Annotated in this window: 17 protein-coding genes; 12 read left to right on the top strand and 5 right to left on the bottom strand. The window is 53.4% G+C overall.

The window, feature by feature from the left end; translation table 11 throughout:
- Window positions 1-150: 150 nt before the first annotated feature.
- From HMPREF1986_RS04330 to HMPREF1986_RS04390, 12 genes are all read left to right on the top strand, one after another.
- Entirely contained in the window at window positions 151-1,839 is a 1,689-nt protein-coding gene (locus HMPREF1986_RS04330; RefSeq protein WP_021773559.1) for a hypothetical protein, read from the top strand.
- Entirely contained in the window at window positions 1,832-3,418 is a 1,587-nt protein-coding gene (locus tag HMPREF1986_RS04335) for a hypothetical protein (protein WP_021773560.1), read from the top strand. Before HMPREF1986_RS04330 ends, HMPREF1986_RS04335 begins: the two co-directional genes overlap by 8 nt.
- On the top strand, window positions 3,415-4,185 hold the full coding sequence (gene rfbF, locus HMPREF1986_RS04340) for a glucose-1-phosphate cytidylyltransferase (protein WP_021773561.1): 771 nt from the start codon (window positions 3,415-3,417) through the stop codon (window positions 4,183-4,185). The genes HMPREF1986_RS04335 and rfbF overlap by 4 nt, the downstream gene beginning before the upstream one ends.
- Before the next feature lie 49 nt (window positions 4,186-4,234).
- Window positions 4,235-5,338, top strand: a complete 1,104-nt coding sequence (gene rfbG, locus HMPREF1986_RS04345; RefSeq protein WP_036599320.1) for a CDP-glucose 4,6-dehydratase — start codon at window positions 4,235-4,237, stop codon at window positions 5,336-5,338.
- A gap of 422 nt (window positions 5,339-5,760) precedes the next feature.
- On the top strand, window positions 5,761-7,107 hold the full coding sequence (gene rfbH / locus HMPREF1986_RS04355; protein WP_021773564.1) for a lipopolysaccharide biosynthesis protein RfbH: 1,347 nt from the start codon (window positions 5,761-5,763) through the stop codon (window positions 7,105-7,107).
- A 68-nt stretch (window positions 7,108-7,175) separates the two neighbouring features.
- Entirely contained in the window at window positions 7,176-8,087 is a 912-nt protein-coding gene (locus tag HMPREF1986_RS04360) for a LicD family protein (protein ID WP_021773565.1), read from the top strand.
- Between the two features lie 314 nt (window positions 8,088-8,401).
- A complete protein-coding gene (locus HMPREF1986_RS04365) occupies window positions 8,402-9,343 on the top strand; it encodes a glycosyltransferase family 2 protein (RefSeq protein ID WP_021773567.1) in 942 nt (313 codons plus the stop codon).
- Window positions 9,344-9,478: 135 nt separating this feature from the next.
- Entirely contained in the window at window positions 9,479-9,871 is a 393-nt protein-coding gene (locus HMPREF1986_RS04370; protein ID WP_021773569.1) for a cytidine deaminase family protein, read from the top strand.
- Between the two features lie 121 nt (window positions 9,872-9,992).
- A complete protein-coding gene (locus HMPREF1986_RS13745) occupies window positions 9,993-10,175 on the top strand; it encodes a DUF3990 domain-containing protein (RefSeq protein ID WP_256377451.1) in 183 nt (60 codons plus the stop codon).
- Window positions 10,172-10,411, top strand: coding sequence for a hypothetical protein (locus HMPREF1986_RS04380; protein WP_021773571.1), 240 nt, complete (start codon window positions 10,172-10,174; stop codon window positions 10,409-10,411). Before HMPREF1986_RS13745 ends, HMPREF1986_RS04380 begins: the two co-directional genes overlap by 4 nt.
- Window positions 10,412-10,414: 3 nt before the next feature.
- A complete protein-coding gene (locus HMPREF1986_RS04385; RefSeq protein ID WP_021773572.1) occupies window positions 10,415-10,636 on the top strand; it encodes a DUF3791 domain-containing protein in 222 nt (73 codons plus the stop codon).
- 27 nt (window positions 10,637-10,663) lie between these two features.
- On the top strand, window positions 10,664-11,692 hold the full coding sequence (locus HMPREF1986_RS04390; protein WP_021773573.1) for a S66 family peptidase: 1,029 nt from the start codon (window positions 10,664-10,666) through the stop codon (window positions 11,690-11,692).
- A 19-nt stretch (window positions 11,693-11,711) separates the two neighbouring features.
- Here HMPREF1986_RS04390 and HMPREF1986_RS04395 read toward each other — a convergent pair whose 3' ends face one another.
- From HMPREF1986_RS04395 to HMPREF1986_RS13370, 5 genes are all read right to left on the bottom strand, one after another.
- A complete protein-coding gene (locus tag HMPREF1986_RS04395; protein WP_009216192.1) occupies window positions 11,712-12,095 on the bottom strand; it encodes a type II toxin-antitoxin system HicB family antitoxin in 384 nt (127 codons plus the stop codon).
- Between the two features lie 29 nt (window positions 12,096-12,124).
- The gene (locus HMPREF1986_RS04400; RefSeq protein WP_021773574.1) at window positions 12,125-12,316 is read right to left on the bottom strand and encodes a type II toxin-antitoxin system HicA family toxin; all 192 of its coding nucleotides are present in this window, start codon (window positions 12,314-12,316) and stop codon (window positions 12,125-12,127) included.
- Window positions 12,317-12,673: 357 nt separating this feature from the next.
- Complete coding sequence (locus HMPREF1986_RS04405; RefSeq protein ID WP_021773575.1) at window positions 12,674-13,267, bottom strand: hypothetical protein; 594 nt, start codon at window positions 13,265-13,267, stop codon at window positions 12,674-12,676.
- The gene (locus HMPREF1986_RS04410) at window positions 13,257-13,739 is read right to left on the bottom strand and encodes a sigma-70 family RNA polymerase sigma factor (RefSeq protein WP_021773576.1); all 483 of its coding nucleotides are present in this window, start codon (window positions 13,737-13,739) and stop codon (window positions 13,257-13,259) included. The genes HMPREF1986_RS04405 and HMPREF1986_RS04410 overlap by 11 nt, the downstream gene beginning before the upstream one ends.
- A partial coding sequence (locus tag HMPREF1986_RS13370; RefSeq protein WP_021773577.1) for a hypothetical protein occupies window positions 13,736-13,952 on the bottom strand: 217 nt, incomplete at its 5' end. The genes HMPREF1986_RS04410 and HMPREF1986_RS13370, both read right to left, overlap by 4 nt.

Raw genomic sequence — 13,952 nt, forward strand, 5'->3', positions numbered from 1 at the left:
TGCGTTGGACCGACATGGCGGCAGAAAAGGCGGCGAAGATCGGCCGTCTAAGACTCGACTGCTCTTCGAGAAGTGGTCAAGAACGCTCCGAGTCTTGATGGCAGACTTCTACGCTCAGTTACGGGGTTTATTTCGATAGAGAGGAGAGAGATGGATTCAGCGAGGGACAGAGATCGCGAAAAGGGGAAGCGTACAGCAGCGGTACGGGAAGCGGCGGTTTTTCTCCTTCTGCTTCTCACGAGCTTCTATGTGAACCGCCATATTCACATTCACGGTCTCTACATGGATGACCTCTATATGTGGTCCTGCTACGGGGAGCAGAGCTATTTCGCCTTTGCCTTTCCGATCGGCACTTCGACCCGCTTCCGGCCGGTCTACTGGACGCTCACTTATCTGGAGATGATGCTTGTCAGGAATCATCCTTCGCTTTTTGTGCCGGTAAATATTATCCTGAATGTCGGCTGCGCCTACTTTATCTATCGCTTTTCCCGGAAGCTTTCCGGGGGGCTCACGCTGATCCCGTTCCTCTCCGCTCTGCTCTATCTCTTCTCCCATTTTTCCTATTATCAGATCGGACAGGCCCTGGGGCTTCTGGAGACCATGTCCCTTTTCCTGGCGCTTTATATCCTATTCCTGCTCTATGACTACCAAAGGGACGGCGCAGTCCGGCGCTTTCTCCTGGCAAACTTCGTCTACTTCCTTCTGGTCTTCTCTCATGAGCGCTATCTCGCTCTCTTTCCGCTCTTCCCTCTCGTCCTTTTTTTAGGAAAAAGGAAGGAAGGACGCATCCGTCTGCTTTTCCTCAGCATCCTGAACCTGATCCTGATCCTTCTCCTCCGGGGACTTGCGATCGGAAGCGTCCTCCCGGCTGGGACGGGCGGGACGGAGGTGAGCGATACCTTTTCTCTAAGCCAGGCTCTTCGCTTTTCCCTTTCTCAGGTCGCCTATCTCTTCGGGGTCAATGCGGGGCCGGAATACCTGTCCGGCATTCCCTTTTCCGAGGCCGCGCCCTGGCTGAGACACCTGGTCTTCTTAAGCTGGCTTCCGCTTTTCCTCCTGCTTTTTTCCGCGCTTTTATGGGCGATCCTGGGAGGGCGCGGGAGGAAGGCGTCTTTCCTCGGGGGGAATTTCCTTTTTCTTAGCTTCATCGCGCTCTGCATCGGCTGCTCCTCCGTGACGATCCGGGTGGAGATGCGCTGGATCTACGTAAGCTATGCGGCAGCGCTCCTCTACCTCTCCTGGATCGTCGGAGAGGGCCTGAGGGCGCAAAGAGCAGCGGGACCGGAGGAAGAAGAAGCAGGGGGGAGCTTCGGAGGGGAAGGCGGACAGGAAGCGGAAGAAGGAGCGGATTTCTCCTCCGGGCATGATGCAGGATCAGAGGGATCAGGGCTTATAGGGATGCTCAGCGAAGCAGAAGGGAAAGGGAGGCAGCGGATCTTTCTCTCCCTCCTCTTTTTCGCCTATTTCCTGTGTCTCTCCCCGGTGGAACGCTATTACCGCTCCTATTTCCCGAAGATCTACTTCTGGGAGAATCAGGACCGCATGAATTCCCTCGCGGATCAGACGATCGGACGCTACGGGAGAGAGGGCGTTTTCGGAAAGCAGGTATACATTCTCGGAAACAGTTACCATATGACGGACTTTTACGCGAGGACCTTTTTCAAGGTCTATGACCGGGAGAGGACGGCCGGGGGAACGAGGATTCATTTCCTCCGGGACCTTTCGGAGCTCCCGGAAGGCGCGGGGAGAGAGAACAGTCTGATCCTGGAGGAGGTCCCGGAGGAGAGGGGCTACCGGGATATCACGGAGCAGAGCTTTGGAGGAGGGAAAGATGCATAAGGATATGGAAGGGAGAGGAAGGCTTTTCTATACGCTGCTGCTTCCCGCTTTCTTTTCGGGTCTTCTCGTTCTCTATCTCCGTTTTTCTTCTATGGATATCGTATCCTCTGACTATATCCGCCTGATCAACTCCTATCTTCCGGATACGATGAACCCGGATAAATTCTTCGTGCCGGATATCCTGACCCGAATTCCGATCAGCTTCCCTCTCCGGACGATCAATGTGGAGCTTTTCGGCTTCTCCGTCGTCTTCGACCGTCTTCTCGGGCTTCTCGGACTCGGCCTCTCCGCGATCCCCCTCGCGCTCTTTTCCCTGCGCGCGCGCGTTTTCGTGCGGGGAAGCCTTCTCCCGCCCATTCTGTGCCTCTTTTTTCTCCATTTTGGACTGAATAAATGGGAGCTTCTCTTAAATGGCTCCGGCTATGCTCATTTTCTGGCCTTTGCCATCTTCTACGCGCATTTTCTCCTGCTGGACCGCTTTTTGAGAGGGGAGGAGAAAAGGGGGAGCACAGCACTTCTTTTTCTCCTCCCCTGGATCTCCCTTCTCGTCGCGGGGCCCTATCTGATCGTCTATCTCCTGACACTGGTTCCGGCCTACAGCTTCCTCCTTCTCCGGGAGGCCTCCCGTGCGGAGAAGGATTCTTCTCTTTCGGAGGAGAAGGGGGAGAGCGCAGAGACCGGGAAAGCGAAGCCCAGGCCGTCCCACTGGATGATGCTTTTGATCCTCTCCGTCCTTCTGCCCCTCTTCCTCTACATTTTGAGCAATCATTTTGCGGTATATGAATATTCCGGTGCGGAGAAGCGGACCCTCTTTTCCTTGCTCCGGGAATTTCCAAGCTTTCCCATACGCTTTACGCTGAACGGTTTTGCCTCGATGCTCCTCTCCGGAGAGAGCCTGGAGGAGCTCCTCTTGCAAGGGGAGCTGAGTCAGAGCAGGATCTATCTCATGGGGGGCGTCACGGCATTTTCCTACCTTTTTTCCATCTGGCTCTACCTGAAAAGAGGCTATTACAGGGAAACTCTCTTTCCGGCCCTTTTGATCCTCCACGGTCTGGGGAGCCATGCTATCGTCCTCCTCTCCCGCTTCATCTTCCAAAATCCGGATTATGCCTGGCAGAGCCGCTATGCGCTCCAATACGAAAGCGGCATACTCGGTATCCTCCTTCTCTGCTTTTTGCTTCTTCGCGACGCGCGGGGCATAGACTCGGGGGAAGAGGACCAAAGCAGTGTGGGCAGCGCTTTCTCCCGGAAGGCGGAGAAGGAGGAGAGAGAATGCGGCGGATGGGCAGCGCCGGGGAGGGCGGCGCGCTGCCTGGCCCTCCTCCTTCCATTGACCTTTTTCCTCGGGAACTGTTATACTACTGTGCGGGAGATCCGGAAGATCCCCTACCGAAGGCAGAGCTATGAGCGGATGACTCAGACAGCCTGGGAGCTCGAGAGCTTCAGCGACGAAGAGCTTCAGCAGATATTTGAATACCACCACGGCGGCGGGCGTATTGAACGCGCGTTTCGCATCCTCCGGGAGGGAAAGCTCAATGTATACCGCGCTCTCCGGGAGGGGCAGGAGGAAAGAGCATGAAGGTTTTGATACTGGCCGGCGGGCTCGGAACCAGGATTTCCGAGGAATCCCATCTGAAGCCGAAGCCTATGATAGAGATCGGAGAGATGCCGATCCTTTGGCATATCATGAAATACTACTCCTCCTATGGATTTCACGAGTTCATCATCCTGGCCGGCTATAAGCAATATCTCATCAAGGAATATTTTGCGAACTACTTCCTCCACAATGCGGACGTCACCTTCGATATGTCAAACAATCAGATGGAGGTCCACCAGAATGCCTCGGAGAACTGGAAGGTGACAGTCGTCGACACCGGGCTCCGCACCATGACGGGGGGGCGAATCCGCCGTGTCAGAAGCTACCTAAAGGGAGAGCGCTTCATGCTGACCTACGGGGACGGAGTCTCCGATGTGGACCTTCGAAAGCTTCTCGCCTTCCATGAAAGCGCCGGGAAGACCGCGACCATTACCACGGTGAACCTCGCTCAGCAAAAGGGTGTCCTCGACCTTTCCTCCGATGGGAGGATCCGGGCCTTCCGGGAAAAGGAGGAGTCCGACGGAGCTGTGATCAATGGGGGCTTCATGGTCTTTGAGCCCGGGATCTTTGACTATCTTGAGGGAGACGAGACGGTGCTGGAGCGGGAGCCGATGCGAAGGCTCGCATCTGACGGGGAGCTCATGGGCTTTTACCACGAGGGCTTCTGGCAGTGCATGGACACGCAGAGGGAGAAGAAGCTTCTGGAGGAGCTTTGGTCCAAGGGAAAGGCGCCGTGGAAGCGCTGGTGATTTGCCGGATCAGGGTGCTTCGGACATCCGGGAGGGAGAGGAAAAAGGGATGAATTACGCCGAATTGAAAAGCTTCTATCAGGGCCGCCGCGTCTTTGTCACAGGGCACAGCGGCTTTAAGGGGAGCTGGCTCAGTCTGATTCTTCTCCTCCTCGGAGCAAAGGTCTATGGCTATTCCCTCCCGCCGGAGACAGAGCCCTGCCTCTATGAGCTTCTCGGACTGAAGGGAGAGATCCGGGAGCTCGGAGGGGATGTGCGGGATTTCAGGGCCCTGCAAAAGGCCGTTGCTGAGGCGGAGCCGGAGCTTATCTTCCATCTCGCGGCGCAGCCCATCGTCCGGGAGTCCTACCGCTTCCCCAGGGAGACTTACGAGACGAATGTCATGGGAACAGTGAACCTCTTGGAGGTACTTCGCTTTTCTTCCTCCGCAAGGAGCTTTCTGAATGTGACGACAGACAAGGTCTATGAGAACCGGGAGCTTCCGGAGCACGCCTTTTCCGAGGAAGAGAAGCTGGACGGCTTCGATCCCTATTCGAACTCGAAGTCCTGCTCGGAGCTTGTGACGCACAGCTATAAAAGCTCCTTCTTCTCCGGGGAGTCCGCGCTCCGCATCTCTACGGCGAGAGCCGGAAATGTGATCGGAGGCGGGGACTTCGCAAAGGACAGGATCATCCCGGACTGTGTGCGGGATACGGTGGAAGGAAGACCGATCCGCGTGCGGAATCCCTTTTCCACAAGGCCCTACCAGCATGTTTTGGAGCCGCTTCTCGTCTATCTCACGATCGCGGCGAAGCAGGAGGGATACCAGGAGGAGAGCGGGAAGACGGAGAGCTCGGAGGGCGCCCGCTATGCGGATTATTACAATGTGGGACCGGACGAAAGCGATGCGATCACGACAGGAGAGCTCGCGGAGCTCTTTGTGAAAAGCTGGGGAGAGCCTGCCTCCTGGGAGAGCAGACCGGAAGAGAGAGCGCCGCACGAAGCGAGCTATCTCCGGCTGAACTGCAAAAAGCTCAGGGAGAGACTTCGCTGGGAGCCCCGCTGGCAGGTCCGAAAGGCCGTGGAGGAGACCGTCCTTTGGTACCGGGCCTGGCATGAGGGGAGGGATCTTCGCTCCTTCACGGAGCAGCAGATCCTTCACTTTCTCCGCTGAGGGATGCTGGGGCCTCTCTTTGGCGCTCATCCCTCTCGATGCTTCTCTCCCGGAGACCGGGCGCTTTCACGGGCTCTTCCCCGCCGAGCGCTCCCGGGAAAGCTGCGTGCGGCCCTTTCCGAAGCGGCCGCTCTCTCTTTTCCGGTCACACTCTTCCCGCCGTTTTTGGGAGAGTGCAACAGGAAAGGACGGGAGAGGCAGAGTCCTTCGCTCTTTTCGGAAGCGCTCGCCCTCTTTCCCGACCGCTCTCCTTTCGCTATTTCGGGGGGGAGGGCGGCGCAGGAAAGGCCGGGAGATGCTGTATCGCCTGTCTTTGGCAGGAGAGTTTTGTGCCGCCGCCGGGGGAAGGGGCATCGGCTTTTATTCAGGCCGCTGATTTGCTTTAAGGAGGATCACAGCTTTACTTGCTGTCAGGAGATTTCATGGAGAAGATGGAAAAAACGGAAAAGGAAGCGAGGGAGGAGATTCTCTCCCTCGTCGCGGATTACGCGAGGAAATATAAGAGGCAGGATGCCGCCTTCCAAAGAGGGGACAGGATCCCCTATGCCTCCAGAGTCTACGACGAGAGAGAAATGGTGAACCTCGTGGATTCCGCCCTGGAGTTCTGGCTCACTGCGGGGCGGTATACGAAGCGCTTTGAGAAGGAGTTCGGGGACTATCTGGGAGTGAAGTATGTGAGTCTTGTAAACTCGGGCTCCAGCGCAAATCTCCTCGCCTTTATGGCCCTGACCTCTCCTCTTCTCAAGGAGCGGAGAGTGAAAAGGGGCGATGAGGTCATCACGGTCGCTGCGGGCTTTCCCACGACGGTGAATCCGATTCTGCAGTACGGCGCCGTCCCGGTATTTCTGGATGTGGGGATCCCCTCCTGCAATATCGACACAAGCCTTCTGGAGAGCGCGCTCACGGAGAAGACGAAGGCCGTCATGCTCGCGCATACCCTCGGAAATCCCTTCGATCTTAAGACGGTGAAGGACTTTTGTGAAAGACACGGCCTCTGGCTCGTAGAGGATAACTGCGATGCGCTCGGCTCACGTTATAAGATGGACGGGGAATATCTTTTCACCGGCTCTATCGGGGACATCGGGACCAGCTCCTTCTACCCGCCCCACCATATGACGATGGGAGAGGGAGGCGCGGTTTATACCAGTGATCCTCTCCTTCACAGGATCCTCCGCTCTCTCCGGGACTGGGGCCGTGACTGCTGGTGCGATCCCGGGAGGGACAACAGCTGCGGGCACCGCTTCGACGGACAGTACGGAGAGCTCCCCAGGGGATACGATCATAAATATGTCTACTCGCATCTCGGATATAACCTGAAGGCGACTGACCTGCAGGCCGCGGTCGGCTGTGCGCAGCTTGAGAAGTTCCCGAGCTTCGCAAAGAGGAGGAGAGAGAATTTCACCTTCCTGAAGAAGCTTTTGCAGGACGGCGGGGCGGAGCGGAGTCTGATCCTCCCGGAGGCTTCCGAGAACGCGGATCCCAGTTGGTTTGGCTTTCTCATGACGGCGAAGGAGGGCACGGACCGGGGGAGGCTCGTCCGCTATATCGAAGGGAAGGGCATTCAGACCAGGATGCTCTTTGCCGGAAATCTGATCCGGCACCCCTGCTTTGATGAACTTCGCTCGAAAGGAGAGGGCTACCGCATCGTCGGAAAACTCACAAATACCGACCGCATCATGCGGGACAGCTTCTGGGTCGGCCTATACCCCGGCATGACGGAGGAGAAGCTTTCCTATATGGCGGAGATGATCCTTGAGGGGCTTAGTTAAGCTTTCGCCGTACGAATGCAAAATAGGAGAAGAGGAAGCTTTCGAAGAGATGGGAAACGGAGGCAGGGATGAAAGCGGAAGGGAAGGAAGAGGAGTTTTCGTCGGATCTTAAGGCGGTGCATGAAGCCAATCTCTATATCATGCGGGAGATCGACAAGCTGTCGAAGCGGCATGGAATCTCGTACCGCATGGACTCCGGCACACTGCTCGGTGCTGTGCGGCACCGGGGCTTTATCCCCTGGGATGACGATGCGGATCTCCTCTTTCGGAGAGAGGAATTCTCAAAGCTCTGCGCCGTTTCCGCAGAGCTTCCGGAGGATTTAAAGCTTTTGCTCCCATGGGAGCTCCGAAAGGGAAGAGCCTTTTATGACTTTGTGCCGAGGATCCTCTATCTTCGCTCCAGAAGACACGGGGAGGAGAGTGCCGAGCAGGAATTCTACGAGGGGAAGCTGAACCACCTCTGGGTGGATCTCTTTATCCTGGATGCCCTTCCGGATAATCCCTTTCTGAGTGCTCTCTACCGCTTCCGGCAAAAGCTCGTCTTCGGCCTTGCGATGGGGCACAGGATGCGGATCGAGCTTTCGAAATATAAGGGCCTGCAGCGCCTGCAGGTCCTGTTTCTCTCCGGCATCGGAAGACTGCTTCCGATGCCTCTCCTCTTCCGCCTCCAGGAGCGCTGGGCGGGCGCCTGTACGAGAGCCTGTCGAAGAAGCGGGAGAAAAACGAAGCGCTCCTACTTCTCGAATTACCAGCCGGACTTTCAGCACTGCACGGTGGAGAATACCTGGGAGGAGCCCTACTCCCCCTTCGCCTTTGAGGGGGAGCGCTTTCCCGGTCCGAAGAACTGGGACAGGGTGCTCCGCATGCTCTACGGGGACTACCGGAGGCTCCCCCCCGAGGAGGAGCGCCGCCCGAGCCACAGCGGACAGATCGAGCTTTGGGAGAGCACAGAGCGGGAAGAGCGCCGCGAAGAGCAATAGAGCAATGCGGATAGACCGCCGCGAAGAGCAATAGGGCAATGCGGATAGCAAGAGGACAATGCGGGCGGACAGATCCGCGAAGCGGAAATGTCGTGCGATAGATCCGTGAGGCGGCAATGCCTTGCAGGAAACTCCCGAGCAACGAAAAAACCGGAAGGTTGCCGGATCTCTCATGCCTTCGCTGTGGATCCGGGCTTCGGAAGATATAGAAGAGTATAGTTATAAAAGAGCATAGAGATAAAAGAGTATAGAGATAAAAGGGTATAGAGATAAAAGGGTATCGTTATAGAATAAGGGTATCGGGGAGGCAATATTTGAAGAAGATCAGTCTCATCGTCTCCGTCTACAATGAAAAAGAAGGACTGGAAAGCTTCTATGAAAAGGCGGACAGCGCCTGCAGGGGACTCAGGGAGCTCGGTTATGATTACGAGCTCCTTTTTGTAGATGACGGCTCTCAGGACGGGAGCTGGGAGATTCTGCGGGAGCTCTCGGGGAGGGATCGCAGTCACGTTCGAAGCCTGAGCTTTTCCCGGAACTTCGGACATGAAGCCGCGATGACAGCGGGGCTGGACTACGCCTCCGGAGAGCTTTTGGTATTTATGGACGCAGATCTCCAGCACCCTCCTTCCTGTCTCCCGGAGATCGTGCGCTGCTATACGGAGGGCTATGAGGTGATCTCCATGGTCCGAAGCTCGAATCCCTCCGCAGGCCTTCTGAAAAACTGGAGCTCCGGCGCCTTTTACTGGCTTTTGAACCGGGTTTCCGATCTCCATTTCGAACCGAATGCCTCCGACTTTTTTGCGATCTCACGAAGGGTCCAGGCGGTGCTTCGGAAAAACTACCGGGAGAAGATCCGCTTCCTCCGGGGCTATGTGCAGAATGTCGGCTTCCGAAAGACCACTCTCCGCTATGACGCGGCCGTGCGGGTCGCCGGAAAGAGTCACTACTCTCTCCGAAAGCTCTTCATCTTTTCGAGAAATACCATCATGTGCTTCTCGAATCTCCCCCTGCGCCTCGGGATCTTCGCCGGCTTGTGCAGCGGAATCCTCGGACTCCTCGTGCTGATCTACACTTTATTTACGAGAAAGGGAGCGCCCTCCGGCTACGCCACCATCGTCGTTCTGATCTGCTTTATGTTCGCGGTGCTTTTCTTTATCGTCGGCATCATCGGGGAGTATATCGCGGTATTCTTTGAGGAGATGAAGGACCGCCCGATCTACATCATAGAGGATAAGGAAAATTTCCCGGAAAGTTAATTATCAGCGAGCTTGAAAGCTATGAAAGAAATGATGGAAGGACGCAGTTTAATAAAGATGATTCCGGGCACAGGCAAGGGCCGGTACATCCTGAATGTGTCGGAGTGAGAAGCGATATTTAAAGAGGAAAGCAAGATGGAACAAATCTGGGAAAGGCTGTATAACGCAGCGAAAAGGGCACAAAATCCGAGAGAGATTTCAGAGAGAATCTATGCCGGCGGCGTGGCGGCTGCGGTTGAGTCCGTGAACGGCAGGATTTATACCGGCGTTTGCGTAGATACATCCTGTACACTTGGAATCTGCGCGGAACGCAATGCGATGTTTCATATGATTACAAACGGAGAGAACGAGATTAAACGGGTATTGGCGCTTATGCCTGATGGATCGACAGCCGCTCCGTGCGGCGCGTGCAGAGAATTTATGGCGCAGCTAATGCCAGGCAGATATCGTGATGTAGAAATAATGCTTGATTATGAGCAGGGAAAAGTGGTGACGCTTGGCGAGCTGACTCCGGAATGGTGGATATAATTTCCGCCTGCCGCGGAGAAAGCTCTTAATGATTTTATACTTTTTAACGGTTTGGGAAAGGAGTGTCGTTTTTGAGCTCGGCAACAGCCGCAGCATATATTAACAGGGCAAGCAGCATGACCTGATTTACGGCGCAGTGGCAAATGATAGTGTCTATCGTACCATTACCTTGTATATGGCCGGGGTGCTGGATAAGGAGCAGACATTGACGGCACTCAAAATTCGGGAGTTGTTTAATCAGCTGGTGTTCGCAACGGAAAAAGCACTGCAATACCTGCATTTTGAAGGGAGGGAGCTTGTATGAACGAAGAGCAATTCAGCGCGATGCTGGCAATCATTGTACCTCCTATTATTGAGCAGATCACCAAAAACAGCAACGTGAACGATGATAAAGCGATTTCTCACTTTTACCGGTCCAAGCTCTATCAAGAGCTTTCGGATGAAAAGTCGAAGCTGTGGCATTATAGCCCCATGACGTTGTATACCCTGTATCAGGATGAACTTTTGACAGGCTCCTATGATTATCCGGAGGAGGCATGAGCGATGAGAAAGGAATCCGACTTTTTAATCTACTGCATGGAACGATACCGTCATTTCAAGGAACTTTCCGGTGCGGATGTGGCAAAGATCTTTGATGAGTATGGCATCTATGGGTATATCAGCAAGTATTTTGAATCGCTGCATACAATGGGAGATTATTGCATTGTGCAGGATATCGACGATTATATCAGCAGCATCAGAGGCAGCAAACAAAGCAAGGCATAACAGTCTTGGATTTTGGGAGAGATAAGTATGATAAGGAATGTCGCAATCGTAAGTCTGTCCAGTGGGATCATGGGAGAAGAAGAGATTCAGTACGAAGTGGAGATTGGCTATCGAAGGCTGCGGGAATATGGTCTTAACGTAAAGTTCATGCCCCATGCGATGAAGGGGCTGGAATATGTTCGGAATCATCCGGAGAAACGAGCGGAGGATCTGCTGGAAGCTTTCCGTGATCCGGAGATTGATATGATTCTATGCGCCATCGGCGGAGATGACACCTATCGACTGCTGCCGTACCTGTTCGATCATAACGAACTGGCGGAAGTTGTGACGGACAAGGTATTCCTGGGTTTCTCGGATAGTACAGTTAATCATCTGATGCTTCACAAAGTGGGACTCAAAACCTTCTACGGACAGGCCTTCCTCTCGGATATCTGTGATCTGAGTCCGGAAATGCAGCCCTATACCAGAAGGTATTTCGAGGAGCTGATCAGCACGGGTAATATACAAGAAATCACTCCCAGCGACATCTGGTACGAAGAGAGGAAGAGTTTTTCACCGGAGCAGATCGGAACAACAACACCTTCCCATCCCAACAAGGGCTTTGAGCTTTTGCAGGGGACTCCTGTTTTTTCAGGAAAGATTCTCGGCGGCTGCATCGATTCGCTGTATGACTTCTTTAACGGCGACCGCTATAGAGATATGCCGGTGATGTGCCGGAAGTATCATTTGTTCCCTGAGCCAGAGGATTGGAAGGGGCGGATTATCTTGCTGGAATCCAGCGAGGAAAAGCCGAAACCGGAACGGTATCGAAAAGCTCTGGAATATCTGAAGGGCAGCGGAGTTTTTGATGCGGTTTCCGGTGTACTGGTCGGGAAGCCGATGGATGAGACATATGCAGAAGAATATAAACAGCTTTTGGTCGAACTGATTGATAAACCGGAGCTCCCGATCGTCTTTAACCTGAATATCGGGCATGCGATGCCGCGCTGTATTATGCCATTCGGCGTTCCAGCTGTTGTTGATGCAAAAAGGCAGATCATCCGATTTGCAGACTGACGATCTGCCTGCTTCAGTACTAGCTGATATTTAGGTATTCTTTCAGTCCGGTCTGAAGCACGGCGGAGAAATTCACTGCATTTTTCTCTGCGATATCGTTCAGCCACTTCGGGATGGTGAGCGTTTTTCTTACTGCCTGGTTGTTTACCCGGTCTCTCACCATCCCTACCCATGCATCAATATAGGTCACATCCGCAGACCCTTTCTCGAAGAAGCTCGGAGAAGGCAGAGGCTTTCCATTCTTTATGTAGCTGAAGATGATTCCTTCCAGCACGTCGCGGGCATTGGTCAGAACCTCCTCCGGACTTTCTCCGTCTGTGAAGCATTCCGGGAAATCCACAAACTCTACATAATATACGCCGTCTTCTTTTCTGATTTTGCAAGGGTACAATACTCTATCCATTGTGCCTCCTCTCTATAAAAGCGGCTGGGCTAGAATTTCAGTCCCGTGATCCTCTCAATGCTGGAAACGGTTCCCGATGGAATATCTTTCTTGCTACACTTCAGCGGACACATCTTTCCGTTTTTAATATAGATTTCATGCGAGCCTGTCGTGTGATCCAGTTCCCATCCAGCCTTTTTCAAGGCTTTTACCACTTCTCTGTAAGGTTTCGTTTTTGACATGCCAGCCTCCTTACAGCATATATAATACGTATTGTAGATACGTGTGTCAAGAAAGGATTATTGTGAACTTCCTGAAAATCAATTCTCAACGGCTTCCGGGTGTATTCTCGAAACAGGGACACATCGGCCTGCAAAACCCGACAGATTTATCTGGAATTCATGGGAACAGAATTGAGCCGGAATAGCGGTTCTGATCTACCTGATTCGCTGTCAATTCAGGAACGGGGGAAAATAAGAGCATATAAAAAGCGGGGGGCAGATTCACCATGCCTCCCGCTTTCAGAGTGGACAGATTCCTGCAGTGTCGGAAGAACTGTCCGGATTTACAGATACAGGCTGTTATTCTCAAGAATCAACTCACTCGACACAGAACTCATTTGGCATCAGATACCGTTTCTCGCTGGTGGCTATGCCGCCGTTCTTTGTCACGGTGACATATATTGTCCTGTCCCCATCCTTCAGGGTCAGATAGCAGTAATCGCTGCCCGAGAATTCATCTGTGATGTCATATTTCTGCTTTCTGTAAAAGAGATACATCCTTCCCTCTATGGTCTCTGTTGAGACCTGATTTTCCATATCTTCGGCGATCTCCTCTGAAGTAAGCGGTCGTTCCGTCCCATCCGCCTCTATCGCGACACCACCGCCCTCTTCCACGACATTTCCAGTTCCGTCTGTGAGAGAATAAGTTCCTTCCTCCTCGTCCACCTTAAGTATAGCATCGGTCAAATCGCCGTGAATCCAGATCTGAATGGCTCTCTGAATCCCGCCGATGTCGGCTGCGTAAGCGCTCGTTCCACCGATGAGAAGCGCCAGCACGGCGCAGGCTGCCGCAAGGGCTCTTCTCGTTTTAAAATACTTCGCTGCCATCGCATTATCCTCCAGTCTGACTTTGAAATTTTCTGATGTGTGCAGAGATGAGAATGCGCGCTGGTACCTCTCCTTATTCGTCATCGTTCCACTCCTCCTTCAGCATGTTTTTCAGCATCTGTCTTCCCCGGAGCAGCCGGTTCTTTACGGCGCTCTCGGACAGCGTCAGCACAGCGGCGATTTCCTTCACCGAATAATCCTCATAGTAGTAAAGGTGGACAACAAGCCGGTATTTTTGCGGTAAGGATAATACGGCATCGATCAGCTCATGATCCATCGGATTTTCAAAAGGAATCGTTGCCAGGTAATCTTCAAGAGAAACTTTGTTTCTGTGCCAGAAAGCCATCCTGAGATTTTTTGCCTTATTGATTGCAGTCCGCAGAAGCCACGCTTTGATATGTTCTTCGCTGTCAAACTCGCGGTCTGAACGTAGATATTGGAGGAAAGTGTCCTGTACCATGTCTTCTGCATCTGCACAATTCTTTACAATGCTGAATGCTGCCCGGAAGATATTTTCCTGATATCTTTCCACCAGGTATTCTGTTTGCAGTCTCATCTCATAGTCACTCCGTTCTGAAAGGATCCTTCATAAAAGATACAAAGCAGAGCGCCGTTTGGTCTCAAAACATAATTCCCTGAAATAATATTTTTCATCGGTAAAAAATGCAATGACTGCTGTGAAGCTTTATCTATGGACTGAAAAACGGATCGAGGAGGGACTGCGAAAATCGCGGCGGCCAGCGTAAAGTTTTTGTAGGATAGGATAGCT

Origin of the sequence: Oribacterium sp. oral taxon 078 str. F0263 (genome assembly GCF_000469565.1) — a bacterium.
In the GTDB taxonomy this organism is placed as follows: domain Bacteria; phylum Bacillota; class Clostridia; order Lachnospirales; family Lachnospiraceae; genus Oribacterium.

Bases quoted from the DNA above. Each gene is read 5' to 3' on its own strand.
- HMPREF1986_RS04330 (WP_021773559.1), top strand. From the start codon at position 151: ATGGATTCAGCGAGGGACAGAGATCGCGAAAAGGGGAAGCGTACAGCA.
- HMPREF1986_RS04335 (WP_021773560.1), top strand. From the start codon at position 1,832: ATGCATAAGGATATGGAAGGGAGAGGAAGGCTTTTCTATACGCTGCTG.
- rfbF (WP_021773561.1), top strand. From the start codon at position 3,415: ATGAAGGTTTTGATACTGGCCGGCGGGCTCGGAACCAGGATTTCCGAG.
- rfbG (WP_036599320.1), top strand. From the start codon at position 4,235: ATGAATTACGCCGAATTGAAAAGCTTCTATCAGGGCCGCCGCGTCTTT.
- rfbH (WP_021773564.1), top strand. From the start codon at position 5,761: ATGGAGAAGATGGAAAAAACGGAAAAGGAAGCGAGGGAGGAGATTCTC.
- HMPREF1986_RS04360 (WP_021773565.1), top strand. From the start codon at position 7,176: ATGAAAGCGGAAGGGAAGGAAGAGGAGTTTTCGTCGGATCTTAAGGCG.
- HMPREF1986_RS04370 (WP_021773569.1), top strand. From the start codon at position 9,479: ATGGAACAAATCTGGGAAAGGCTGTATAACGCAGCGAAAAGGGCACAA.
- HMPREF1986_RS04380 (WP_021773571.1), top strand. From the start codon at position 10,172: ATGAACGAAGAGCAATTCAGCGCGATGCTGGCAATCATTGTACCTCCT.
- HMPREF1986_RS04385 (WP_021773572.1), top strand. From the start codon at position 10,415: ATGAGAAAGGAATCCGACTTTTTAATCTACTGCATGGAACGATACCGT.
- HMPREF1986_RS04390 (WP_021773573.1), top strand. From the start codon at position 10,664: ATGATAAGGAATGTCGCAATCGTAAGTCTGTCCAGTGGGATCATGGGA.
- HMPREF1986_RS04395 (WP_009216192.1), bottom strand. From the start codon at position 12,095: ATGGATAGAGTATTGTACCCTTGCAAAATCAGAAAAGAAGACGGCGTA.
- HMPREF1986_RS04400 (WP_021773574.1), bottom strand. From the start codon at position 12,316: ATGTCAAAAACGAAACCTTACAGAGAAGTGGTAAAAGCCTTGAAAAAG.
- HMPREF1986_RS04405 (WP_021773575.1), bottom strand. From the start codon at position 13,267: ATGACGAATAAGGAGAGGTACCAGCGCGCATTCTCATCTCTGCACACA.
- HMPREF1986_RS04410 (WP_021773576.1), bottom strand. From the start codon at position 13,739: ATGAGACTGCAAACAGAATACCTGGTGGAAAGATATCAGGAAAATATC.